The sequence below is a fragment of the Erythrobacter aureus genome (assembly GCF_003355455.1).
GTDB lineage: Bacteria > Pseudomonadota > Alphaproteobacteria > Sphingomonadales > Sphingomonadaceae > Qipengyuania > Qipengyuania aurea.
In genome coordinates this window covers 496277-519902 of the sequence record NZ_CP031357.1, presented here as the reverse complement: position 1 = coordinate 519902, position 23626 = coordinate 496277, and the positions used below count along the sequence as shown (strand labels likewise).

General features: G+C 60.7%; 29 protein-coding genes. 17 read left to right on the top strand and 12 right to left on the bottom strand.

Going from position 1 to position 23626, the window contains the following annotated elements; genetic code table 11:
• The first annotated feature begins 3 nt into the window (after nucleotides 1-3).
• Together thiS and DVR09_RS02530 are read left to right on the top strand one after the other, a co-directional pair.
• Entirely contained in the window at nucleotides 4-975 is a 972-nt protein-coding gene (thiS, locus tag DVR09_RS02535; protein ID WP_115415544.1) for a sulfur carrier protein ThiS, read from the top strand.
• A gap of 176 nt (nucleotides 976-1151) precedes the next feature.
• On the top strand, nucleotides 1152-1679 hold the full coding sequence (locus tag DVR09_RS02530) for a hypothetical protein (RefSeq protein WP_115415543.1): 528 nt from the start codon (nucleotides 1152-1154) through the stop codon (nucleotides 1677-1679).
• Here DVR09_RS02530 and DVR09_RS02525 read toward each other — a convergent pair.
• The 3 genes from DVR09_RS02525 to DVR09_RS02515 all read right to left on the bottom strand — a co-directional run bounded on the left by DVR09_RS02525 (nucleotide 1676) and on the right by DVR09_RS02515 (nucleotide 6327).
• Nucleotides 1676-3478, bottom strand: a complete 1803-nt coding sequence (locus DVR09_RS02525; protein ID WP_115415542.1) for an AMP-dependent synthetase/ligase — start codon at nucleotides 3476-3478, stop codon at nucleotides 1676-1678. The two genes, DVR09_RS02530 and DVR09_RS02525, sit on opposite strands and share 4 nt — an antisense overlap.
• A 94-nt stretch (nucleotides 3479-3572) precedes the next feature.
• Nucleotides 3573-5288 carry a gamma-glutamyltransferase gene (ggt, locus tag DVR09_RS02520; protein WP_115415541.1) on the bottom strand — a complete coding sequence of 572 codons (1716 nt, stop codon included), beginning with the start codon at nucleotides 5286-5288 and terminating at the stop codon, nucleotides 3573-3575.
• Between the two features lie 10 nt (nucleotides 5289-5298).
• Nucleotides 5299-6327: a quinone-dependent dihydroorotate dehydrogenase gene (locus DVR09_RS02515; RefSeq protein ID WP_174223711.1), complete on the bottom strand. Its 1029-nt coding sequence runs from the start codon at nucleotides 6325-6327 to the stop codon at nucleotides 5299-5301.
• Nucleotides 6328-6686: 359 nt separating this feature from the next.
• On the opposite strand from DVR09_RS02515, the gene DVR09_RS02510 reads away from it, so the two are divergent.
• The 11 genes from DVR09_RS02510 (at nucleotide 6687) to DVR09_RS02460 (ending at nucleotide 15849) form a co-directional block, all read left to right on the top strand.
• Nucleotides 6687-7610 (top strand): helix-turn-helix transcriptional regulator, encoded by a 924-nt coding sequence (locus DVR09_RS02510; protein WP_115415539.1) that lies wholly within the window; start codon nucleotides 6687-6689, stop codon nucleotides 7608-7610.
• A gap of 112 nt (nucleotides 7611-7722) precedes the next feature.
• On the top strand, nucleotides 7723-8133 hold the full coding sequence (locus DVR09_RS02505; protein ID WP_115415538.1) for an SUF system Fe-S cluster assembly regulator: 411 nt from the start codon (nucleotides 7723-7725) through the stop codon (nucleotides 8131-8133).
• Nucleotides 8130-9626 carry a Fe-S cluster assembly protein SufB gene (gene sufB, locus DVR09_RS02500; RefSeq protein ID WP_115415537.1) on the top strand — a complete coding sequence of 499 codons (1497 nt, stop codon included), beginning with the start codon at nucleotides 8130-8132 and terminating at the stop codon, nucleotides 9624-9626. The genes DVR09_RS02505 and sufB overlap by 4 nt, the downstream gene beginning before the upstream one ends.
• A gap of 145 nt (nucleotides 9627-9771) precedes the next feature.
• Nucleotides 9772-10140 (top strand): hypothetical protein, encoded by a 369-nt coding sequence (locus DVR09_RS02495; RefSeq protein ID WP_234041524.1) that lies wholly within the window; start codon nucleotides 9772-9774, stop codon nucleotides 10138-10140.
• The gene (locus DVR09_RS02490) at nucleotides 10137-10670 is read left to right on the top strand and encodes a DUF559 domain-containing protein (protein ID WP_115415535.1); all 534 of its coding nucleotides are present in this window, start codon (nucleotides 10137-10139) and stop codon (nucleotides 10668-10670) included. The genes DVR09_RS02495 and DVR09_RS02490 overlap by 4 nt, the downstream gene beginning before the upstream one ends.
• 127 nt (nucleotides 10671-10797) lie before the next feature.
• Nucleotides 10798-11547 carry a Fe-S cluster assembly ATPase SufC gene (gene sufC, locus DVR09_RS02485; RefSeq protein ID WP_115415534.1) on the top strand — a complete coding sequence of 250 codons (750 nt, stop codon included), beginning with the start codon at nucleotides 10798-10800 and terminating at the stop codon, nucleotides 11545-11547.
• Nucleotides 11540-12298 carry a SufD family Fe-S cluster assembly protein gene (locus tag DVR09_RS02480; protein ID WP_115415533.1) on the top strand — a complete coding sequence of 253 codons (759 nt, stop codon included), beginning with the start codon at nucleotides 11540-11542 and terminating at the stop codon, nucleotides 12296-12298. The genes sufC and DVR09_RS02480 overlap by 8 nt, the downstream gene beginning before the upstream one ends.
• Nucleotides 12295-13512 carry a cysteine desulfurase gene (locus DVR09_RS02475; protein ID WP_115415532.1) on the top strand — a complete coding sequence of 406 codons (1218 nt, stop codon included), beginning with the start codon at nucleotides 12295-12297 and terminating at the stop codon, nucleotides 13510-13512. The genes DVR09_RS02480 and DVR09_RS02475 overlap by 4 nt, the downstream gene beginning before the upstream one ends.
• On the top strand, nucleotides 13509-14009 hold the full coding sequence (locus DVR09_RS02470) for an SUF system Fe-S cluster assembly protein (protein ID WP_115415531.1): 501 nt from the start codon (nucleotides 13509-13511) through the stop codon (nucleotides 14007-14009). Before DVR09_RS02475 ends, DVR09_RS02470 begins: the two co-directional genes overlap by 4 nt.
• A complete protein-coding gene (locus DVR09_RS02465; protein ID WP_115415530.1) occupies nucleotides 14009-14368 on the top strand; it encodes a HesB/IscA family protein in 360 nt (119 codons plus the stop codon). Before DVR09_RS02470 ends, DVR09_RS02465 begins: the two co-directional genes overlap by 1 nt.
• A gap of 314 nt (nucleotides 14369-14682) precedes the next feature.
• Complete coding sequence (locus tag DVR09_RS02460) at nucleotides 14683-15849, top strand: tyrosine-type recombinase/integrase (protein WP_115415529.1); 1167 nt, start codon at nucleotides 14683-14685, stop codon at nucleotides 15847-15849.
• Nucleotides 15850-15887: 38 nt separating this feature from the next.
• Here the strand turns inward: DVR09_RS02460 and DVR09_RS02455 are convergent, their stop codons facing one another.
• The 9 genes from DVR09_RS02455 to DVR09_RS02420 form a co-directional block, all read right to left on the bottom strand.
• Nucleotides 15888-16397 carry a DUF4262 domain-containing protein gene (locus DVR09_RS02455; protein ID WP_115415528.1) on the bottom strand — a complete coding sequence of 170 codons (510 nt, stop codon included), beginning with the start codon at nucleotides 16395-16397 and terminating at the stop codon, nucleotides 15888-15890.
• A 470-nt stretch (nucleotides 16398-16867) separates the two neighbouring features.
• Nucleotides 16868-17062 (bottom strand): helix-turn-helix domain-containing protein, encoded by a 195-nt coding sequence (locus DVR09_RS02450; RefSeq protein ID WP_115415527.1) that lies wholly within the window; start codon nucleotides 17060-17062, stop codon nucleotides 16868-16870.
• Nucleotides 17059-17265, bottom strand: a complete 207-nt coding sequence (locus DVR09_RS02445) for a helix-turn-helix transcriptional regulator (protein ID WP_009802104.1) — start codon at nucleotides 17263-17265, stop codon at nucleotides 17059-17061. The genes DVR09_RS02450 and DVR09_RS02445 overlap by 4 nt, the downstream gene beginning before the upstream one ends.
• 394 nt (nucleotides 17266-17659) lie before the next feature.
• Nucleotides 17660-18286 (bottom strand): peptide chain release factor H, encoded by a 627-nt coding sequence (gene prfH, locus DVR09_RS02440; RefSeq protein WP_115415526.1) that lies wholly within the window; start codon nucleotides 18284-18286, stop codon nucleotides 17660-17662.
• Nucleotides 18283-19392, bottom strand: coding sequence for an RNA ligase RtcB family protein (locus DVR09_RS02435; RefSeq protein WP_115415525.1), 1110 nt, complete (start codon nucleotides 19390-19392; stop codon nucleotides 18283-18285). Before DVR09_RS02435 ends, prfH begins: the two co-directional genes overlap by 4 nt.
• Nucleotides 19389-19865, bottom strand: a complete 477-nt coding sequence (locus DVR09_RS02430) for a hypothetical protein (protein ID WP_199798586.1) — start codon at nucleotides 19863-19865, stop codon at nucleotides 19389-19391. Before DVR09_RS02430 ends, DVR09_RS02435 begins: the two co-directional genes overlap by 4 nt.
• A gap of 1 nt (nucleotide 19866) precedes the next feature.
• Nucleotides 19867-20010, bottom strand: coding sequence for a hypothetical protein (locus DVR09_RS17055; protein ID WP_162814826.1), 144 nt, complete (start codon nucleotides 20008-20010; stop codon nucleotides 19867-19869).
• A 163-nt stretch (nucleotides 20011-20173) separates the two neighbouring features.
• A complete protein-coding gene (locus DVR09_RS02425; protein WP_115415523.1) occupies nucleotides 20174-20413 on the bottom strand; it encodes a conjugal transfer protein TraD in 240 nt (79 codons plus the stop codon).
• Nucleotides 20414-20435: 22 nt separating this feature from the next.
• Nucleotides 20436-20741 (bottom strand): conjugal transfer protein TraD, encoded by a 306-nt coding sequence (locus DVR09_RS02420; RefSeq protein WP_115415522.1) that lies wholly within the window; start codon nucleotides 20739-20741, stop codon nucleotides 20436-20438.
• 326 nt (nucleotides 20742-21067) lie between these two features.
• Here DVR09_RS02420 and DVR09_RS17445 point away from each other — a divergent pair, with 326 nt between their 5' ends.
• The 4 genes from DVR09_RS17445 (at nucleotide 21068) to DVR09_RS02400 (ending at nucleotide 23623) form a co-directional block, all read left to right on the top strand.
• On the top strand, nucleotides 21068-22060 hold the full coding sequence (locus tag DVR09_RS17445; RefSeq protein ID WP_199798585.1) for a hypothetical protein: 993 nt from the start codon (nucleotides 21068-21070) through the stop codon (nucleotides 22058-22060).
• Complete coding sequence (locus tag DVR09_RS17875) at nucleotides 21951-22229, top strand: DUF6118 family protein (protein ID WP_369692565.1); 279 nt, start codon at nucleotides 21951-21953, stop codon at nucleotides 22227-22229. The genes DVR09_RS17445 and DVR09_RS17875 overlap by 110 nt, the downstream gene beginning before the upstream one ends.
• Nucleotides 22230-22425: 196 nt before the next feature.
• A complete protein-coding gene (locus tag DVR09_RS02405; protein ID WP_115415521.1) occupies nucleotides 22426-23388 on the top strand; it encodes an ABC-three component system protein in 963 nt (320 codons plus the stop codon).
• Nucleotides 23375-23623 carry an ABC-three component system middle component 8 gene (locus tag DVR09_RS02400; RefSeq protein ID WP_115415520.1) on the top strand — a complete coding sequence of 83 codons (249 nt, stop codon included), beginning with the start codon at nucleotides 23375-23377 and terminating at the stop codon, nucleotides 23621-23623. Before DVR09_RS02405 ends, DVR09_RS02400 begins: the two co-directional genes overlap by 14 nt.
• Nucleotides 23624-23626: the final 3 nt, after the last annotated feature.

Sequence of the window (23626 nt, the reverse complement as noted above, 5' to 3'; positions counted from 1 at the left end):
GGCATGATTGCCCTGACCGTAAACGGCGAGAGCCGCCGCACTGCCGCCACCACCATCGCTCAGCTCGTGAAAGAGCTGGAACTCGATCCCGCCAAGGTCGCGGTGGAGCACAATGGCACCATCGCGCCGCGCAGCGCCCTCGCCGATCACGCGATCGCCGAGGGCGACACGCTGGAAATCGTTCATTTCGTGGGGGGCGGCCAGGGCGATGATACATGGTCGGTCGCCGGGCGCACATTCACAAGCCGCCTGATCGTGGGCACCGGCAAGTACCGGGATTTCGAGCAGAATGCCGCCGCGCTCGAGGCATCGGGTGCGGAAATCGTCACCGTGGCCGTGCGCCGCGTCAATGTCAGCGATCCGAAAGCGCCGATGCTGACCGATTACATCGATCCGAAGAAAGTCACCTATCTGCCCAACACTGCTGGCTGCTTCACTGCGGACGATGCGATCCGCACACTGCGGCTGGCGCGCGAAGCCGGCGGTTGGGACCTCGTCAAGCTGGAAGTCCTGGGCGAAGCCAAAACGCTCTATCCCGATATGCGCGAAACACTCACCGCGACCGAGACCCTGGCCAAGGAAGGGTTTCTGCCGATGGTCTATTGCGTCGACGACCCGATCGCCGCCAAGCAGCTCGAGGATGCGGGCGCGGTCGCCGTCATGCCACTGGGCGCGCCGATCGGCTCGGGTCTGGGAATCCAGAATCGCGTCACCATCCGCCTGATCATAGAGGGTGCAAGCGTTCCGGTGCTGGTCGATGCGGGCGTCGGCACAGCCAGCGATGCGGCGGTGGCGATGGAACTCGGTTGCGACGGTGTGCTGATGAACACCGCCATCGCCGAGGCCCAGGACCCGATCCGCATGGCCCGCGCGATGAAGCTGGCGGTCGAGGCGGGGCGCGATGCCTATCTCGCGGGTCGGATGGCAACGCGTAAATATGCCGATCCGAGCAGCCCGCTGGCCGGATTGATCTAGCCCCTGGAAGGCGACGCCCGAACATTCGCGAAGACACGCAGCGCGAGGGGATACTGTGCCTATCGGCCCGAAGGCCGAATGGCGAAAGCGCAGGCAGCCAGTCCAGCGCTGACCCGGCTTACCGCTTGTTAACCATATTCGGTGACACTCGACCTCGTAACTAGGGAGTGCCGATCATGGCCGTAACGGGTACCGCATCGATCACTATTGCCGAAATGCGCGAGTTCGCCGGACTGACCGCCGCCGAGCAGCGCTATATCCGCCGCAGCCTCGATATCGGCCTCGGCCGCTGCGATGCCTTTCGCATCTGGGGCCGTAATGCGAGCGAGAACGCCGCAATCCGCAGCCAATATGTCGCCTATCAGGAACTGAAAGCGCTGCGCCAGTCGATCCCCGAACAATCGGGCCTCGACAGCGTCGAAGGCTTTGTCGGGAAGCTTACCCGGGTTGCCGCCTTCGATCTGGCGCAGGAGCGGATCGACAGCTTTTCCGCCTTCCGCTTCCTCTATGAACGCTTGATCTCCGCCGATGTTCGTCCGTGGCTGCCAAGCGCCTTCTGCGCCGCCGCCGCGCTGCCGCACATCCGCCCGGAACGCCGCAAGATGCTGCTGCAGTCGCTCAGCGAAGCCGCCGCCACCGCCCCCGGCTGGAGCGACCGGGCGCCGAGTTTCTATCCCGAATTCATCGAGGAAGTGGCGGCTTAGGCCCGATACAGCCTATCGAGCCGCTCGCCGTAGCGTTCCTTGATCTTGTGCCGGCGGATTTTCATCGAGGGGGTCATCTCCTCGTTCTCGATGGTGAAGGGCTCGTCGGCAAAGGCGAACTGGCGGACCTTTTCGACCACCGAGAGGTCCTTGTTCACGCGATCGATCGCAGCGCGTATGGCATTGCGGAATTCGGGTAGCTCCTGGACCTTCTTGCAATCGAACTGCTTGCCCTGCGCCCGGCACCATTCGAGCGTCCATTCGGCATCGGGCACGATGAGGCCGACGATATAGGGCTTCTTGTCGCCCGCCACCATCGCCTGACCGATCTCTGGCTGTAGCGTCAGCATGCCCTCGACCTTTTGCGGGGCAATGTTGTCGCCTTTGTCGTTGACGATCATGTCCTTCTTGCGGTCGGTGATGACGATCCGGCCCTTCTCGTCGAGATGGCCTATATCGCCGGTGTGCAGCCAGCCGTCCTTGATCGTACGCGCGGTCTCGCTCTCATTTTGCCAGTAGCCGTGCATGACCAGCTCGCCGCGCACGAGAATCTCGCCATCCTCGGCGATCTTGATGTCGACCCCGCGCATGGCCGGGCCGACCGAATGCATCGCAATCCCCGCCGCCGGACGGTTGCAGCTAATCACCGGGCCGGCCTCGGTCTGGCCATAGCCCTGCAGCATGGTCAGGCCCATCGCGTCGAAGAAAATGCCGACTTCGGGATTGAGCGGCGCTCCGCCGGAAACCATGGCCTTGATCCGCCCGCCGAAGCGTTGACGAATTTTGGGTTTGAGCAGGCGGGTAACTGCGAAATCCTTGAGCCCGTCGCCGAATTTCGCGCTATCTGCTGCACGCCGTTCCCCCACTTCGAGCGCGGTGTTCATCAGCTTTTCCGCGAGCCCGCCCTGCTTTTGGATCTGCTTCATGATCCGGGTGCGCAATACCTCGAACAGGCGCGGAACGACGACCATGATCGTGGGCCGGGTCTCCTCGATATTGCTGGCGAGCTTTTCGAGTCCCTCGGCATAATAGATCTGTGCGCCAACGCTGATTGGCAGATACTGCCCGCCAGTATGTTCGTAGGCATGGCTGAGAGGGAGGAAGGAAAGAAACCTTTCATCTTCGGCAATACCGAAATCCTCGATCAGGATTTCCGCTGCCCCCGCAATGTTGCACAGGATTGCACCGTGATGCTGGAGGACGCCGCGCGGAGCCCCGCCCGTGCCGCTCGTATAGATAATACAGGCGGTGTCGCCGCGGCCGATGCCGGAAATCCGCTGTTCCACGGCGCCGCGCGCGGCAGACGCCTCGCCTTCGAGCATTTTATCCCAGTTATGGAAGGTGAAGCTGCCCGATTGCTGCCGGTGCAGATCGTCGATACCGATCACATGTTCCGCAATGCCCGAAGCCTGAAGCGCGCCGTGGAGCGGCCTGAGCAGTTTCTCGGTCGATACTATGACCGCTTTCGCGCCCGAATTGTCGAGAATGTGGACGTGATCGCGTTCCGTATTGGTCGTATAGGCCGGGACGGTGATGCAGCCCGCCGCCATAATGGCGAGATCGGAGATACACCATTCAGGGCGGTTCTCGGATACCAGACACACCCGATCGCCGTCTTTCAGGCCCAATCCGCGTAAATTTTCCGCCAGAAGGCACATTTGGTCGGCTGCTTCACGCCAGCTCAGCGTTTGCCAGGAGCCATCGATCTTGGCGCCGAGAAAAGGCTGGTCGGCCTTTTCGTCGGCGCGCTTGAGAAAGAGTTCGACGAGATTGTTGGCTGAATCGATATCCGTCAGCACGGCAGGCTCCTCAGCAGTTCTTATTATATATGTCGTTTTATGGGCACTGGCTTAGGATGCCCGCTGCGCTACGGCAAGCCGCCGACCATGCGGATCACGGTGTGTGGATTTGGTCCGCGAGTCTCGGATCGCGGGCCGCTTTCCAACCTGCGGCGGTGCGCAGAACCGCGCCGCCCTTCACCGGCGCCTCGCGGAGAAATACCTGCCGATGGCCCAAGGACCGGAAAACATCCGCCCGATCCTCGAGCCAGGTCCCCTTCTCGAGCAACAGACGATCGCCAAAGGCCATGACGAAGGGCAGGCCGAGGATTTCGTCGGCCGAAAGCTGAAAATCGATCGCTCCGATGATGGCGCGCGCGGTCTGTACGGGGATGGTGCTGCCGCCGGCAGCGCCCACGGCGAGGAACGGCTTGCCTTCAGGGTCCCAGACGACCGTCGGCGACATCGAGCTGCGCGGTCGTTTGCCGCCCTCGACCCGATTGGCGACGAGCTTGCCGTCGACGACCGGCGAACGGCTGAAATCGGTCAGTTCATTGTTGAGGAAGAAGCCCCCTGCCATGAGCCCCGAGCCGAATGCACCTTCGATGGTCGAGGTGTAGCTGACCATTGTGCTGTCTGCGTCGACGACCGCGAAATGGGAGGTGCCGTGTTCTTCGGGCTCGTTCCCGTCCGCTGCGGCGGTGGGTGCACCTTCCGGAATGCCCGCAGTGACCGTGCCGAGGGCCGCGCCCGCCTCGATCAGCGCGCTGCGCGAGCCGAGATAATCCGGATCGATCAGACCCGCGACCGGGACCGAAACGAAATCGCTATCGGCGAGGTAAAGCTCGCGATCGGCATAGGCGAGGCGCTGCGATTCGATGAAGAGGTGCCACGTCGCCGGGTTGTCCACCCCCAGGGCTGTCAGATCGAACCGTTCGAGCTGGCCGAGAATCTGCAGCACGGCGATACCACCCGAGGTCGGCGGACCCATGGTGCATATCCGATAGGCGCGGTAGGTGCCGCATACGCCATCGCGCGTTTTGGCTTCGTAACCGGTGATGTCCGCATAGGACATGGCGCCATCGCGCGGCGTGTCCGCGGAAACCGTTTCGGCGATCTCGCGGGCAAGGCTGCCCGTATAGAAAGCTCTCGGCCCCGCCGCCGCGATCGCTTCGAAAGTCCGGGCCAGTCGTTCATTGGTCAGACGGGTGCCGACGGGGAGAGGGTCGCCTGCAGCATCGAAGAACAATGCACGCGCCTCTTCGGTATGCGCGGACCGGTTCTTCGCTCGTTCTAGCATGCCATGCAGGCGCGGGTTCATCTTGAACCCTTCTCGCGCAAGCCGGATCGCCGGATCGAAAAGGGTTGCCCAGCCAAGCTTGCCATGGGCGGCGTGGGTTTTTGCTGCCAAGGCGATATTGCCCGGGATACCGACCGACAGCCCGCTGCGGACAGCTTCCATATGGGGTAAGGCGTTCCCTTCCTCATCAAGGAACCTTTCCGGGGTGGCCGCCGAGGGCGCCGTTTCCCGTCCATCGAAGGTGCCGACGGACCCGTCCGCCGTTCCGCGCACCAGGAAGCCGCCGCCTCCAATGCCCGAACTCTGCGGTTCGACGACGGTCAAGGCCAGCATCACGGCAATCGCCGCATCGGTCGCGCTTCCGCCCCGAGCGAGCATGTCTTCGCCGGCGGCTTGCGCACGGGGATCGGCCGCCGAAACCGCTCCCGCGAAGGCGGGCACTGTCGGCGCGGTGTCGATAACGGGGTGAGGGGTTGTGGCGCAGCCAGCAAGGGCTATTGCCATCAGCGGGCCGGAAAATATCCTGATCATCCGCCGCTGCCTATTCGCTTCCGACCGCTTCCGCAATCGACGCGAACCCATCCCGGCGCATTAGCTTCTCGACGCCCCGCAGGATGCGGCGCGGCAGGCCGGGGCCTTCATAGACCATGGCGCTATAGAGCTGGACGAGGCTCGCGCCCGCGCGGATACGCGCCCACGCATCCTCGGCACTGGCAATACCGCCGACACCGACCAGCGGCACCGTGCCGCCGGTGGCCACGCGAAAATCCCGCAACCGTTGCTGGGCAAGGTCGCGCAAGGGGGCGCCCGACAGGCCCCCGCTTTCGCTCGCATGGCTGCTATTGAGCGGGGGGCGTGCGATCGTGGTATTGGCTACGATCAAAGCGCCCAGCTCGCGCTCGACGGCGATACGCGCAATCGCGTCGATATCCGTTGGCTCGAGGTCCGGCGCGACTTTCAGGAAAACAGGCGGACCGCCTTCGCCGCGCGCGTCGATGACCGCGTCGAGCAGGCCCGCCAATGCGCCTTCGTCTTGCAAAGCACGAAGGCCCGGCGTGTTCGGGCTGGAAATATTGACGGCGAGATAGGATGCAAATGGCGCCATGAGCCGGGCCATGACCGCGTAATCGGCGGTCCGATCCTCGCTGTCCTTATTCGCGCCGATGTTGATCCCGACAATCCCTGGGCGGCTTGCGCGCTTCGCGAGACGAGTCAGCGCGTCCTGCGCTCCGCTATTGTTGAAGCCCATCCGATTGATGACACCGCGGTCCTCGACCAGCCGGAAAAGGCGCGGCCTGGGGTTGCCCTTTTGTGGGCGCGGAGTGATCGATCCGACTTCGGCAAATCCGAAACCGAGACCGAGTAGCTGATCGGGGACCTCGGCATCCTTGTCGAAGCCGGCCGCCATACCCACAGGGTTCGGAAAAGCGAGCCCGGCAATCTCCACTGCCAGAGGGCCTGCACGTTGCGGCCCGACCCGAGGGGAAACGGACAGTGCCTTTACGGTAAGACGGTGCGCACGCTCTGGATCGAGAGCGAAAAGGGCGGGGCGGGCGAGGTCGAACAACATGCCAGCGCCATGCCGTCTCATGCTTCCGCTGTCGAGGTTTCCGGGGCTGGGCGAGGCGCGCAATATGCAAGCAGGGCACAAAGAAAAACTCGCATTTTGAGGCCTGTCGCTTGCATACAATCAATTGTCACAGACTCCGCCTAACACGCTGTTGCGACCCGAAGGGCTCGGAGCAGTTCTGCAACGAGTTCTCGACTTCAGGGGGCGGTCTTCACAGGCCGCCCCCTTTTTTATGGAGAGCGGCTTTCTGTGGCGCGTGGCGAGCGAATGGAATTATTTCTTCATATTGCAATTGCGAGCGCAGCGCTTTTGGCGTATTTATACAATTTACTGGGTGAGGCAGGGAACGGGACAGGGGTTTGTCGGGTCTTCCGGGTGACGACGCGTCACAATTTTTCGAATTCGTAGCCGCGCCGCCCGAGCTCGCGCCATACCTGAACTCGCTCTACATCTGGCGCAGCCCGGACGATCAGCTAGACGATGTGCTGCCGGCTTATTCGGGCCAGATGGTGGTGTTCGCGCAGGGTCTCGGTCGGATGCAGTTCGATGGTGACGACGTTGGTGAAACGAGCGGTGCCTTCTTTCTCGCACCCCTGTGTCAGGCGCGCCATTTCAGCGTTTCGGGTCCGGCCACATTATTCGGCGTATCGCTGAACTTCCGGGGGTGGGCGGCTCTTTCGGGGCTGTCGGTTCACGATTACCACGATTGTTTCCTGGAGCCCGGAATGGTGCTCGGGGCAGGTCTCGCGGATGAATTCGGGGCGCTGGCCGAACAATGGAGAACCGATCAGCTCGATGATGAAGGTTTGCTCGATGCTATGTGCGATATCGTCAGGCGGGGCATTTCGCAGCTGCCCGAGCAACATCTCGCCGTGATCGACCGGACGCTCGAATGGCTGTCGAGCTCGTTCAAGCCGGACCTTGACGACCTTTACGAACGATTGCCCTATTCCAAGCGGCAGTCGCAGCGGCTGGTTGCGCAATTCTTCGGGCAATCGCCCGTTCGGTTGGTGCGCCGCTATCGCGCGGTGCGCGCTGCCACTCTCCTCTCCATTCCGCAGCTGCCGGAAGAGCTCGAAGCGGAAATCCGTGAGGCATTTTACGATCAGGCGCATCTCATCAAGGAGATCCGCTTTTTCACCGGGCGCACGCCCAAGCGCCTGCAGCCCGATGCCGGCTCTCCCATCAACGACATGCTGGGGCCTGATGGCTACAGCTCGGTCGACCTGTTCGGCTCGGGCGAGGCGGAGCAACTGGGCAGGGACCCGCTCGCCGACAGCTAATTGCTAACGACTCGCAAGACGGCGATTCTCGTTGAAATGGCGTTTTTACGCGCCTACTTGACCAATCAGACCGATTTGGTCCGATTAAGCCTGGCGTTGCCGAGTTGCCGATATGAGATTGTCCAACCTTGCCGATTATGCCGTCGTCGCCATGTGCGCGGCCTCGCGCCATTGCGGCGGGGGAAAGACCAGCGCCGCCGAACTGGCTGCCGAAACCGGGCTGCCGGTGCCCACGGTGCAGAAGCTGGTCAGCAAACTCTCGACGGCAGGCCTGCTGCGCTCGACACGCGGTGCCGGTGGCGGGTTGCAACTGGCCCGACCGGCGGCGGCGATCACCGTGGCCGACATCGTCGAGGCGGTAGAGGGGCCAATAGCGCTTACCGCCTGTGTCGAGGGCGCGGATTGTCTTGTCGAGCATGATTGCTCGGTCAAACCGCATTGGCCGGTCGTGAACGAGGCACTTCGTGGTGCGCTGGCGGCGATTCCGCTGACCCAGCTTGCCCGAACAAGAGAGATTGCATGAGCGAAGAACTGGACATTCAGGCCAAGCCCGAAATGGATGCCGAAGCGAAGGAAGCTGCCGAGAAGGCGGCCGAATACGAACATGGCTGGTCGGCGGATATCGAAACCGAATTCGCCGAAAAGGGACTGACCGAAGAGACGGTCCGCTTCATCTCCGCCAAGAAGGGCGAGCCCGAATGGATGCTCGACTGGCGGCTCAAGGCGTTTCGCCTGTGGCAGGACATGGAAGAGCCCGATTGGGCCAAGCTCGGCTATCCCGAAATCGATTACCAGGACGCCTATTATTACGCGGCGCCGAAGAAGAAGGAAAAGCTCAAGTCGCTCGACGAGCTCGATCCGGAGATCAAGGCGGTTTACGACAAGCTCGGCATTCCGGTGGCGGAACAGGAGGTGCTCGCCGGGGTCGAGGGGGCGCGCAAGGTTGCGGTCGATGCGGTGTTCGACAGCGTCAGCGTCGCCACCACTTTCCGCGAAGAGCTGAAGAAGGCGGGCGTCATCTTCCTCTCGATCAGCGAGGCGGTGAAGGAATATCCGGAGCTGGTGAAGAAGTGGCTCGGCAAGGTCGTGCCGCAGCATGACAATTTCTTCGCCACACTGAACAGCGCGGTCTTCTCCGACGGTACCTTCGTCTATGTGCCCAAAGGCGTGCGCTGCCCGATGGAGCTCAGCACCTATTTCCGCATCAATGCCGAGAATACCGGCCAGTTCGAACGCACGCTGATCATTGCCGAACCGGGCAGCTATGTAAGCTATCTCGAAGGGTGCACCGCGCCGATGCGCGACGAGAACCAGCTCCACGCCGCCGTCGTCGAGCTGGTCGCGCTCGAAGATGCGGAGATCAAGTATTCGACCGTCCAGAACTGGTATCCCGGCAATGCGGAAGGCGTGGGCGGAATCTACAATTTCGTCACCAAGCGCGGGCTGTGTCAGGGCGCGCGCAGCAAGATCAGCTGGACGCAGGTCGAAACCGGCAGCGCGGTGACCTGGAAATATCCCAGCTGCGTGCTCAACGGCGAAGACAGCGTGGGCGAGTTCTACTCGGTCGCGGTGACCAACAATTACCAGCAGGCCGATACCGGCACCAAGATGATCCATAATGGGCGCGGCAGCCGCTCGACGATCATTTCCAAAGGCATTTCGGCGGGCAAGTCGAACAACACCTATCGCGGGCTGGTGCGCGTGGCCGCCAACGCCGACGGCGTGCGCAACCGTACCGAATGCGACAGCCTGCTGATCGGCGACCAGTGCGGCGCGCACACCGTGCCCTATATCGAGGTGAAGAACCCCTCCGCCCAGATCGAGCACGAGGCGACCACCAGCAAGATCAGCGACGACCAGCTCTTCTACGCCATGCAGCGCGGCCTCGACGACGAGGAAGCGATGGCGCTGATCGTCAACGGCTTTGCCAAGGACGTGCTGAAAGAGCTGCCGATGGAATTCGCCGTCGAAGCGCAGAAGCTGCTGGCGATCAGTCTGGAAGGGTCGGTTGGATGACGCTCATCACGCCCCCCAACCGTCATACTACACTCCTTTCAGCATCCATCGCGCTCAAATTTGCTTCGGCGCGAATGGAGAAATGGACCCTGAAGCAAGTTCAGGGTGACGAAATGGGGATTTCGCTTGAGGGGAGTGTGGGGTGATGTTTGGAACGAGTCCCGAAAAGGTCTGTCGAAAAATCGACAAAATGATGGATGAGCTCGCCGCCATTGATGAGCGCATAAGTTATCACGAAGAACAATTCGCGCTGGCTGTCAGGCTGGGGGTCGCTCACGCGGGCGAGGATGAATTCATCCAGCTTTGGCGGAGAGTGCACGATCAATTCACGCGGAATCTTCCTAAAGTTAGGGCCGCTATTCGAAGCGGGGATGAAGATTATCGCCAAATCAATCGCATCTTACCGATGACGAAGCGACAAATCCGTGAAGTCCGGGCGGACATTGCTGCCGCTGATAGGGCTGAAAAGATAGGCAAAAAATGTGCTCGTGAGCGGCTTGGTGTTACTCGATGACCGACCGCAAGACCCTCCAGCTTCGCGATCCCAGCGAAACCGCCGACGACACCCCCGCGATCAAGAAGAAGGGCCGCGGCTGGGAGATTTCGGAAAAGCGGCTCGATGCGATCCATGAGCGGGCGCGCTATCTGCGGCGCCATGCGACACCCGCGCACAAGACACTCGCGGCGCGCTTCGCCAAGGAAGATTTCGGCAAGTACAAGTTCACCCGGCACACCGTGGTCGGCTCGGCGATCCTCGACTTCGTCTCTCACCCGCTCGGCCTTGCCATCGCAATCGACGAAGAAGATCAAAACGACACCCTCGCCAAGCGCCGGGACAAGAGCCTGGCCAGCGTCGGCGTCGAAGTGTTCCGGGTGCCCGCCGCGACCATCCTCGAAGATGTCGAGGAGGCGATGAAGCCGATCTTCGCCGCCATGAACGCGCGCTACCGCGACAAGCAGACCGCGCGCCGCGAACACCAGTCAAAATACGGCGCGACCCCGCGGCGAGGTCGCCCGACCGGCGGGCCGAGAGACCGCCGATGACGCGCTCACACCCCTCTCCCGTCATCCCGGACTTGATCCGGGATAGTGCTTCTCTTTCTGGCGCTGCGCTCAAGACAGCACCGGCCCCGGATCAGGTCCGGGGCGACGACAATCTGGAAATCGCATCATGCTGAAAATCGACAATCTCCATGCCGAAATCGACGGCAAGACAATTCTGAACGGGCTCACGCTCGAAGTGCCTGCGGGCGAGGTCCATGCGATCATGGGTCCCAATGGCGCCGGCAAGTCGACGCTGTCCTATGTATTGGGCGGACGGCCCGGCTACGAGGTTACGCAGGGTTCGGTCGAGTTCAACGGGCAGGACCTGCTCGATCTCGAACCGCACGAACGCGCGGCGGCCGGCCTGTTCCTCGGCTTCCAGTATCCCGTGGAGATTCCCGGCGTGTCGAACCTGCAATTCCTGCGCGAGGCGCTCAACTCGCAGCGCAAGGCGCGTGGGCAAGAAGCGCTGACCGGCGGTGAATTTCTCAAGCTTGCCAAGGACAAGGCGGGCTTGCTCAAGCTCGATCCGGAAATGCTCAAGCGGCACGTCAATGTCGGCTTTTCGGGCGGCGAGAAGAAGCGCGCCGAGATGGTCCAGATGGGCATTCTCGATCCGAAATTCGCCGTGCTCGACGAGACCGATAGCGGCCTCGACATCGACGCACTGCGCGTCGTGGGCGAAGGGATCAATGCGATCATGCGCGACCCGGCCAAGGGTGTGCTGCTGATCACGCACTATCAGCGCCTGCTCGAAGTGGTGAAGCCCGACAAGGTCTCGATCCTGTCGCAGGGCCGGATCGTACGTACCGGCGGCCCCGAACTGGCAATCGAGCTTGAAAGTGAAGGGTATGATGCGGTGATGGCGGATGCCTGAAACAGCCGAACTTCCCACAAGGCGCGAAGAGGCCTGGCGTTATTCCGCGGTCGAGCGGTTGCAGGGCGAGGCGCTGGACGACTGGCGCCTGATCGATATCGCGGCGGGCGAGACCTTCCGCGAAACGCTCCTTATCGCCGATGCGGCGGATACGAAGCCCACCGAACTGCACCGCTGGCGTGTGAGTGTCGGCGAGGGCGCGCGCTGCGAGATTTTCGCCGTGCTCTCCTCGGCCGAATTCGCGCGGCTGGAGATCGAGGTGACCCTCGGCAATGGCGCGCATTTCGAACTTGGCGGTATTACCGTGGGTGGCCGCGAGACGGTGCGCGAGATCGTCACCCGCACGATCCATGCCGAACCGGAGGGCACCAGCAATCAGACGGTTCGTGCGGTTCACTGGGGCCACGGCACGGGCAATTTCCTCGGCAATATCGATGTCGTACGCCATGCGCAGAAGACCGATGCGGCGCAGGACTTCAAGGGGTTGCTGCTTGAAAAGGGCGCGAGCGTGAATGCCGTGCCGCAGCTCGAAATCTTCGCCGACGACGTGAAGTGCGCGCATGGCGCCAGTGTCGGCCAATTGGACGAGACCGCGCGGTTCTACATGGCGGCACGCGGCCTTTCGCCCGACCTTGCCCGCCGTCTGCTGGTGCAGGCCTTCCTCGGCGATGCGCTGGTCTCGCTCGACGACGACGAGACGCGCGAGTCGATGATGGGCATTGCGCTCGACAAGGTGGACAGGGCGCTATGAGCGAAGCGGCGACCTTGACCCGGAAAGCGGACTTCCCCGGCCTGCTGACTGCCGATGGGCAGCCGTGGCATTATCTCGACACGGCGGCTTCGGCCCAGAAGCCGCAAGCCGTGATCGACGCCATGTCCCGTGCACTCGGCAAGGACTATGCCACGGTTCATCGCGGGGTTTATTCGCGCAGCGCGCAGATGACGCTCGGCTACGAATCCGCGCGCCGCCGCGTGGCCGAGTTCATGGGTGCCAGGAGCGAGAACGAAATCGTTTTCGTGCGCGGCGCAACCGAGGCGATCAATCTCGTCGCGTCCAGTTGGGGCATGGCCAATATCGGAGAGGGCGACCGGATTGTCCTTTCCACGCTGGAGCATCATTCGAACATCGTGCCCTGGCAGATGGTGGCCGAGCGTACCGGCGCGCAGATCGACGTCTGCCCGCTCACCGAAGACCACCGGATCGATCTGGGCGCGCTCGAGGCACTGCTGACGCCGCGCACCAGGCTGGTTTCCCTGGCGCATGTCTCGAACGTTCTGGGCAGCGTGCTCGATGCGCGTGAAGCCGCCGATCTGGCGCATTCGGTCGGCGCGAAGATCCTGCTCGACGGCTGCCAGGCCGCGCCGCGCATGGCGCTCGACATGGCGGCGCTCGATTGCGATTTCTATGCTTTCTCGGGCCATAAGACCTATGGACCCACCGGCATCGGCGTGTTGTGGGCACGCGAGGATATCCTCGATGCCATGCCCCCCTGGCAGGGCGGCGGTGCGATGATCGATCGCGTGACCTTCGAGAAAACCACCTACGCCCCGCCGCCGCAGCGCTTCGAGGCGGGCACGCCGATGATTACCGAGGCGATCGCGCTGCATGCGGCCATCGATTATGTCGATGCGCTCGGCCCGGACCGCCTGTTCGCGCATGAAAGCGCGCTGGCGAAACAGCTCCGCGACGAACTGCGTTCCATGAACTCGGTCACATTGTTCGGGCCGGAGGTAAGCGCGGGCATCGTCAGTTTCGCGCTTCAGGGGGTTCATCCGCACGATCTCGGCACCATATTGGATGAAGAGAATGTTGCGATCCGTGCGGGCCACCACTGCGCGCAGCCGCTGATGCACCACCTCGGCGTTCCCGCCACCGCCCGGGCGAGCTTCGGGCTCTATTCCGACGAAAGCGACATCGCTGCGCTGCTGCGCGGTATCGAAAGGACCCAGAGGATCTTCGGATGAACGACGATCAGGACAAGGACTTCATTGCAGCGCCGTCCCCGGCGGATACCGTCGTGGACAAGCCGCCGCGCGCGCGGGTCGAGGACGCCGTCGATCCGGAGGAGAGCCCGCGCGAAACCATGGAGCGCAAACGCGACTATCTCGAAGGCTTTCTCCAGAAAAAGCCCGAGAACGTGCCCGCCGGTGCGCCCGGCGGCGACTTGTATGAAGCGGTGGTCGCCGCGCTCAAGGAAATCTACGATCCGGAAATTCCGGTGAATATCTACGATCTCGGTCTGATCTATGGCGTCGAGGTGGACGATGAGAGCGACGTGACCGTCACCATGACGCTGACTACACCGCATTGCCCGGTCGCCGAAACCATGCCTGGCGAGGTCGAATTGCGCGCCGCCAGCGTACCGGGTGTTCGCGATGCGGAAGTCAATCTCGTCTGGGACCCGCCTTGGGGTCCCGACAAGATGACCGACGAGGCACGTCTCGAACTGGGGATGCTGTGATGAGCGACACCAAGACCCGTCCCGCCCCCAAGGCTGCCGTCATCCTGACGCCCGCCGCCGAACAGCGCGTCGCCGATCTTATGGCCAAGGCGCCCGCCGACGCGATCGGCGTCAAGCTGTCGACCCCGCGTCGCGGCTGTTCGGGCCTTGCCTATTCGGTCGATTACGTCACCGAGGAAGCCAAGTTCGACGAGAAGATCGAAACGCCCGGCGGCGTGTTCTACATCGACGGGGCCAGCGTGCTTTATCTCATTGGCAGCACGATGGACTGGGTCGAAGACGATTTTACAGCCGGCTTCGTGTTCGAAAATCCCAATGCCAAGGGCGCATGCGGCTGCGGTGAAAGCTTTATGGTGTGAGGGCATCCCCGATGCCCTGATTGCCCTTTTGGGACTCGGCAGATCGCCCATGGGGCGGGCTACTACCGCAAAATCTCTACTTAAGCTCGAAGGTCGCGGATCGGCGTAGACTGGAGGTCTTCCAAATGCCGATGAAATGGCGCACCCGACATTGCTAAAACTTCTGTCGCAGGAAGTGTCGGGACGTCCCTAACTACTCTGTAAAATCAGGGATTTGTTGTCTACCGTGTTCACGGTTGATCGCCCCCGTTTGCCTGCATTTCGATCACCATGTGGGGTCGAAAGTTGGAACAATTTTATGGTGTGTATAACCTATGGCGCTGACAGCATTGAAGGTGAAAAACGCCAAGCCCGGTCGCTACGTTGATGGCCGTGGCTTGTGTCTTTTCGTGAAGGAGAGCGGCTCCCGCAGCTGGGTCTTGCGGATGCAGCACAACGGCAGGCGACGCGACTATGGATTGGGGTCGGCGCTCGATGTGACGCTGACTGAGGCGCGAGACGCCGCAGCCGCATTGCGCCGCCAGGTCCGCGCAGGAATCGATCCGGTTGCCGAACGGCGAAAGTCGCGCAAGGTTGTGCCCAGCTTCGAAACGGCGGCGCGCGAATGCTACGAGGCGTTGAAGGACGGCTGGAAGAACCAGAACTATCGTAACTGGATCTCCAGCATGGAGAACCATGTCTTCCCGCTGATCGGCAGGAAGCCCGTCGATCAGGTGGACAGCACCCACGTCGTCGAGGTGCTCACGCCCATCTGGCTCGAAATCCCCGACACTGCTCGCAAGATTCTCCAGCGCATCGGTGCCGTGCTCGACTTCGCGCATATCAGGGGATGGCGGGAAGAAGAGGCCGCGCTGCGCTCAGTCCGCAAGGGATTGCCGCGCCAGACCGACAAGGTCGAGCACTTCAAGGCCATGCCCTATGCAGAGATTCCGGCGTTCATGAAGGAGCTGGCGACCGCATCACCCACAACAGGCCGCGATGCCCTGCGTTTTACGATCTACAACGCCGTGCGCTCGAGCGAGACGCGCAAGGCCGTCTGGACCGAGATCGACCTCGACAAGGCGGTCTGGACCATTCCCGGTGAGCGCATGAAGGCGAAGGAAACGCATGTCGTGCCGCTCTCCCAAGCGGCAGTTTCCATTCTGCGGCGACGCTGGAAACTGCGCACGAGCGATGATGGCCTTGTCTTCTCGAACAATGGCGAGAAGCCCATTAGCGACATGACAATGACCAAGCTGTTGCGCGATGCCGGGATCAAGGGCGCAACCGTCCATGGCTTCCGCTCCGCTTTCACCGATTGGGCGGCGGAGAAGACCGACTTTCCGAAGGAAGTGGCAGACAAGGCCTTGGCCCACAAGCTGAGCAACCAGGTCGAAGCCGCCTATCGCCGCACCGACTTCTTCGAGAAGCGGCGCGAGCTGATGGCGGTTTGGGCAGATTATCTCGATAGCCCGCGCGCCGTCGATGAGAGCAGCGCGTGAAGGCCAATTCTTTCTTCAGGCGAACTACCCAACTAACTTTAGGGCCGAATCCTCAAATCGGTCCAGCCGCTTTTCGTCAGGTCGGGTTGGTCAGATTTGAATTTCGTTTCAAAATCCGATTCCCACGGGAATCTCCCGTTGGGGTCGGGCCAAATCAGTTGAAGGCAGGGAAATTCATCACCGTCATAAAACCACCGACTCCAGCCGAGGTAGTCGCGGTATTTATTTCTAGAGACCGGCAGAAAAACGGCATCATGATTGCCGAATATGCCTTCGATCTTGGTGGAAGCTGGAAACGCCTTCCCACCTGATACGTCACGATAGATGTCCCATAGGATGTCATGGGAAACCTGTTTGGGCAGTGAAAATACGACAATTTCCGGGAAACCGGTACTTGAGAATATGCCCGTCGAGTAGGAAAAGTCGGGCTCCTCGCGCTCCGGGTCGAAAACGCGTGTGTTGAACCAACCATGCTCGCCGATTTCTTCGAGGAATTTGCGCTCTTGTTCGTCAAGCTCGCTATTAGGCAAATCAAAGGCCGTTTTCATTCCCTAGGTCTCGAACCGAAATGGGTGCTTCGGATTGTCAGCGATAAACTTAGCTACCTCTCTCAATCGCTCCGGATAAGGTTCGGCTGCACGCCAGCCGGTGTTGGGTAAGAACCGAAAACCAGCTCGCCACAGCATCTCAACCTTAGTCCATTGCTCCTCGTCGGACCTCCTGGGAGCCTTGAACGCTCGCCCCATCCAATGCGCAGAATTTCCGCACTGTGGACAGATTGCTGCGCTCTCGTCGGAAAGCTTCCAAGATTTACGACATCCAAAACACGCGTGTGCGACGAGATAGTCAGGCCCGCTCAATCGTTCACCGTTATCAGCGCCCGGAACGCTACGATTCCCTATCGCTTTCCGGATTTCCATCCGCTCATATTTCGAAGGAGGTGCCATCAGATCTATTTGGATGCACCATTCCGATGCGGCCTGCAATGAGATGAATGGCTCAAGAGAAGCGCACGAATTCACCTTTCGTCACGCCACCGCCTCACCAATTCGTGCAAGCTGGCAGTGGTAACGCGCGTTGCCTTGCCGATCTTCACCGTTTCGAGTTCACCGCTGGAGATCAGTTCATAGAGCTTCGTGCGCCCGATGCCGATCATACGGGCAGCGTCATTTACCCTAATGCAAATCGGCTCGACAGGTTGATGGTCGCTCATTCTGCCGGCTCCTCTTCACGATAGTGGGCGGGATCGGCGATCCAGCGGTTGATTGCTGACTCGTGCCAGCCCGCGCCGTGGATGCTGATCTTCACTTGCGACGGGAACGTGCCTTCGGCGATCTTGCGATAAATGGTGGAGCGGGAAAGTCCGGTCCGGTCGAGCACGGTCTTGAGGCGGATAATGCGTTCGGTATTCGACATGGGGCATTCTCTCTATGGTATCGGCAGCCCCTCTCCGGAACATAATGAGAACTTTTGCGAATGGCGCAAGGGCGTGGTTCAGTTGGAATTCGGGCAATTCTTCAACGATTTGCGCGATTTGAACCGACTATGGACGGGTAGAGACTTTTGCGGACAACCCGCTCCGCCGCCCACGGTTTTGAAAATTTTTTCGTTCGGCCCGATTCTGCGACCGACGTGCGAAGAAATGCGACGGCAGTGGCGGAATTCCGCGCCAGCGTTGCTCGATTTTGCGCACGACTCGAAACGCCGCTGGTTTACGAAGTCGCCCAAACACCAAGTTAGGCTTGGTCATCACGGCAATTCGTAAACCAGTCCGGCAACCCAGTTCATAAGTGCAATTGGAAACCTGCCACTACCCGCCCTTCCTCAGCTTGAACTTCGGACCAGTGTACGTGCGCGCCGGGTTTCCGCGCTCCAGTTGCTGGTGAAGTGACCACCGCTCGTGTCGCACATCGTCACTTGCGCCTGAACGACGATCTTCCAACAGCATGGCCAATTTCAGTTTTGCCAGTTTGCGGTTTGCGTGCTGTGATCGCTGCTCCTGCGCGGTTGCAACCAAGCCAGTTGGCCGGTGTGTCGCGCGTACAGCGCTGTCAGTCTTGTTGACGTGCTGTCCTCCAGGACCGCTTGCTCGCATCGCCTGAAAGTCAATGTCGCTATCGCGCAAGTCTGGCACGTCATCTGGTATAGGCGCGAGCGAAACGCCGACAAACCAGTTACGGCGCTTGTGCCTGGGGCGAAAAGGACTTTCGCCGATCCAGAGGATCGTTCCCGTCCGCTCCCTCACAAAGGCGAGCGCCCCATCACCTGAAACACGCATCAGCAGCGAAGCTGCAAGCTCATCTTGAGCATCAAGCACCTCACAAGTCACACCGATCCTTGCAGCTTCGTCGGCAAAAGCCTCGGCTAGGCGAGCAACCACCCAACGGCATTCAGCAGGCCCTTTCCCGGAGGTCAGATGCAATATCGCTTCTGTCATGACGCCCTCGTCTTGTAGCTGAGCAGGGGGCGAAGGCAGGCAATCACCCGAACCAGGCCAGCGGCCTCCAGATCGGCAATGACACCGGCGATATCCTTGTAGGCTTCCGGAGCTTCTTCAAAGATCAGGCGGCGGTCCTCGCAGATCACATGGCTGGACAGTTTGGTACGCAGCATGTCGGCCACGCGATATCTGCGGGAGAGGCGGGCATGGGCATCCTTACGGCTCCATTTGCGGCCCGCCCCATGCGCAAGCGAGTATAAGGCATCATCGGCACGATCGGGCACGGGCTCAACCAGATAGCTGAAGTCTCCCCGTGACCCTGGTATCACGACCAAGCCGCAATCCGCCGGTGCAGCCCCCTTTCGGTGCAACCAGCCCTCGCGATGCCGAGTGACGCTGTTATGCACGATGTCGAGCAGGCAATTGCCAGACATGCCGAGGGCGTCAAGAAACCGGTTGGCGATCACAGCTCGATTCACGACCGCCCATGCCACGGCCTGATTGTGCCGCTGCAAATAGGCGTCAGCGTCCGGAGCGCCGTCATGGAGACCCTCCGTTCCATGCCTGGCCATTTGCTCTTGCAGGATAGCCTGTCCCAGCCCACGCGAACCGCTGTGAACCATCATCAGGACGCGGTCATCCTTTAAGCCAAGCTCGGCAAATCGATCGGGCGCGACGACCTCCTCGATGCGCTGGAATTCAACAAAGTGGTTTCCGCCACCAATGGTGCCGAGAGCTGGGCTGGCAAGTTCAGGCGGCAATCCCGCTTTGGCCAGTGCATGTTCCGCCGGTCCATCCCAAGGCTCATCAAGACCGTGCAGCTTGCGCTCGACCTTGCCGACCCGGAACTTTCGCACAGCCAGGCTGGTCTCCCAGAGAGCCATGCCGCAGCCGATATCGCTCCCGACAAGATGCGGCCAGATGCGCTTCTGAGACCAGAAAGCAGCGCCCACGGCGATCCCGTTGCCCGCGTGGAGATCGGGCAATCCGACAACACGATCCATCCCTTCAAGACGGGAAGTAGTTTCGAGTTGATCAAGTGCCACAGGATCGAAGCGGGCGGGTTCGCGCGCGATCAGCGTAAGCGAATTTTGCTCGTTCATGCTCGCCCTCCCGCTGACTTGCGATTTGCTGCCGGCAGTCGCTTGGCTAGCAAAGCATAGTCCTTGAGAATGCCATCATCCGGATCGACGAAGAATTCGCGGCGCCTGAACCACATGCCGTGGGCGCCGAGAACCTCTCCTTCGAACATCCACTCGCCGTGCCGTCCGATTGAGATCCGGGTGAGAACGAAATCTTCAAGGTGCTCGCGAACGTGCATCTTGACTGTGCTCCCCGTATCGAGGCGCTCGCAAATCTCGCTGAAAACGCTGTCCCACGGCTGCCCCCTCCGGCTGCGCAGGAAGCGAACCAATGGAGCAAGGTTCTCATTGAGCGATTTTGTGTAGGGCGCGCTTTCGAAGGCGTGGCGCTTGTGCCCGATGTGCTTCAGCGTGCGATCTTTGGTCCTCTTTAGTTTTGGCGACGACGCATGGCTTGCGCCCCAGCGCGGTCGCTCGACGATGACCTTGAACATGTCAGAACGCATGGCGGCCCTCCATAGCAATGGAGGTCACCTTGCACTGCGCATGCAAAAGGCCCGGAATGGTGAAATGCGCAGCGTTCAATCCGCTGCGAACGACAATCAGGCGTGCTTGTCCGCCCGACAGGAAATTGCCCATGCAATATGTTCCTGAATATTATGGATCGGGAAATCGGTTGTGAGACGAACGATCACTGCTCGCATGATTTGCTCCTTTCCATTTTCAGAAACACGCCGGGCTTGGCTGACGCGACCCGTTATAAGAATCTCCGGGACAAATCAACTCGTTTGGCGATGCAAATCTATTTGGAGACTGCTTCGTCCTGTTCGGCCTCAAACGCCCGCTTGCCCCTGCGCCTGAACAGCACCAGCGCCTGCGCTCCGTCAATACCGCGAAGCTTGGTTGCAACGGTGAGGAACGCGCCGTAGAGCGCGGCCCGATCATCGTCGGTCAGCTCGACCAGTTTGGCCTTGGCGACGAGGCCGCCCAGCTCGATCAGTTGCCGGGTCCGTTCGCGGCGTTTGACCTGCCATTCGCGCATGTCTGTTCGTGCCTTTGCCCCCTCAAGCCGATGCCGCGCCGCCATCGAGCGGGAGAGTGCCTTCCGGCTGCTGGCGAGGTCCGCCCGAAGTGTTGCGTTGTTTGCCCTGAAAGAAGGCCGCGCCGCGCTTGCGCCAGCCCTCCCCGGTTGCCTTGTCGGTGTTGGCGGCAGCATCGAGCAGCGCGCCTGCCAGGACATCGGCATCGAGCGCGTCGGCACCGGTTGCCGCGACGAGTGCGCCGAGGTCGCGTACGCGGCGCTCCTTCAACTGCTTTGCCTTGTCGGCGAGAGCCTTCAGTTCCGAATCAAAATCGCGGGGTTTGCGCATGGGGTATCTCCATCGTTGGTGTGATGGAGCCATGATAATCGTGCTTGTAATCCAATGCAGTAAGGTCGCCGGGACAGTGTGATACTGCTTAGTCCCGAGCAGGATTTTATCATGAGAGGGCGCGCTTATACGTCGTGCCGACGTGGCGTTTCCGCGAGCGTATCGTGGAGTTGGTCCGGCAGGTGCCGGAAAAGGCGAAATCGATCTTCGGAAACTTCCGTCCGCAGGGCCGTAAGCTCCAACCAATCCCGGTCCAGTCGAACACACAGAACGACCAGCGCCGCGCGGTCGAGCGCTACGCCCGTGCGCTTGGCGACATCGGCACAATGAAGGCCCAGGGCTTGCCAATTCTCCCGCACCAGAAGGACGCCTTGGAGAAGGCAGGAAAGGCGCTCGAAGCGATCCGCCCCCATGCCGTCACCGATCTCGACAAAGCGCTGGAGCGGCGTCCTGAGCTGATTGCAGAAGCCGTTGGCGGGCGCAGCCAGGAGGCCATGCGCGCCATGCAGCACGAGGCCGCCGTGCGCACCGATCCGGCGTTGCGAACTGAACGCTTTGTCAGTGACTGGCAAGGACTCAGCACGGCGCGCAATCAGCTTGAGCAACAGGGCGACCGCGCAGGCGCTGCCCGCGTGTCGGCCAAACTGACCGAGCTGGCGAAGGGCTTGAACGCGATCCGCAGGTTGAAGGCCTGCTGCGCAGCAAGGCGCGCGAACTCGGCGTCGATCCAAAGCCCGAACGCAGCATCGCCAATGAACTCACCGCAACCCTCACCCGCGAGCGCACCCGCGCCTTCGACATGGGCATTTAGGAGAACCGACATGGAAGACGACCACATCGAAGAAGTGCAACTGGACCTCGAAGTCGAGGAACCGCCAGCGTTGGTACCAAAACCGGAGGTCGTGACAGAAGCCGATCCGGCAACGGAAGCATTCGCCCGTCTCGAAGGGGAAATGGCAATGGTGCGCCATACGGTCCAGAACATGGCCAGAGAGCGAGCCGACATCGTAATCCCGGACTACACGGCGACACTCGGCCAGATGGCCGATCAGCTGGAACGCGTCTCCAGGACGTTGGCCGCAATTGGCGACAAGCCTGCCATTGAGCTGACGCCGGAAGACATCGCGGTTCAGATCAAGCGCGCCTCGCTCAATATGCTGCACGATGCCAGCGACCTGTTGCTTTGCAGGCGTCGGGTTGGCCGTCGGCATCCTGCTATGGTCGATCCTGCCCGGCACCATCGCTCGCGCCATGCCCGAAAACTGGCATTGGCCCGAAAGTTTGGCTCGCAAGGCCGTGGGCGAACCGACGATCCTTGAAGCTGGCATCCGCTTGGTCCGGTCTCAGAATCCCGAAGCGTGGGAAGAGCTGGTGCAGGCGCAGCGCATTCTAAACGAAAATCGCGAGGCGTTGGATCGCTGCAAGGAGCGGGTGCAGAAGACAAAAAATTCGGCAAGCTGTTCAATCTCTATCACGCCCAGATTTTAAGGTATGGCGGGCGCAATGAATGCTGAGGATCATTTTGCGCGGCAATTCTTGGCGGTTGCGGGCGCGGTCGGGTTCTCGAACATCCAATTCAAAGCAAGCCTGAATGTCCCTATTCCGTCTCCAGACAATCATGCTAACACGATCATTGCCGGAAGAGAGCATCCACAGATTATTGATCTAACCGCCGAGAAAAGCTTTGAAATTTGCGTACGAAGATCTCAGCGAGGATCAATTCGAAAAGCTGATCGTGCTGCTTTGTCAGCGACTGCTCGGCCTTTCAGTGAAAGGTTTTGCCAAGGGTCCGGATGGAGGCCGAGATGCCAAATTCGTTGGGACAGCGGAGCTACACCCGAGCACAGCGGCTCCTTGGTCAGGGACGGTGATCGTCCAAGCCAAGCACACTAATGGCTACAATCGTCATTTCGGCGAGACCGACTTCTACAGTGCCAATTCTAAAGATACGGTGATTGGTAAGGAGGTGCCTCGGATTAGGAAGCTGAGGAAAGACAACCAGCTCGATCACTACATGCTATTTGCGAACCGAAGACTTGCCGGCAACGCCGACCAGAATATTACCCAGCACATTGCTCAAGAATGCGGGCTACCGGAAGACTCGATCTACCTTTGCGGCCTGGAGCAGCTGGAACTCTTCATGAAGCAGTTCCTCGAAGTGCCTATCCTTGCGGATCTCGATCCCATCGACTCACCACTCATTGTATCGCCGGATGAGTTGGCCATCGTTGTGCAAGCGATCGCAAACCACGAAGTCGATTTGTCTGCCGTCCTCGATGCGCCGCCGGCAAATCGGACGTCGTACGAGGCGAAGAACTCTCTCAACAACATGACGAACGAGTATGCAGCAGCCCTTCGGAGACGCTATCTGAAGGACACAACGCAGATACGAACGTTTCTGGCTGCCCCCGAAAATCTGGAAATCCTGAAGTCCTACGAGGCTACTGCAGAGGAGCTTCAGATGAAGATCATCTCCAAGCGAAAGGATTTCCAGAACTTCGACGCCGTCATGGAGTATCTGCTCGACCTCCTGTTCCAGCGCGATCCAATTCTGCGTCAGAAGCAGCACAAGCGCCTGACACGGGCCGTATTGTTTTACATGTATTGGAATTGCGACATTGGGGAGGTCGAAGATGCTGAAGCCTAGCAAGCACGCCCATCCAGACCGCACGGTTGTGAACGTCGCCATTTTATTGCTTTCGCGTTTGCGTGCTCAGCGGATCTGTGACTACCAAACTCTTCTTGACTTCGTCCGAAAGGCCGTAGCCGGAGGAGAAGTCCTATTTCTACCTTCACTCAACTTTCTCTATCTGCTCGGTCTGATCGAATACCACCCCAAGACCGATGCGATCGAATATGTGGGGCCGAATGAAGCCGTCTAAGCT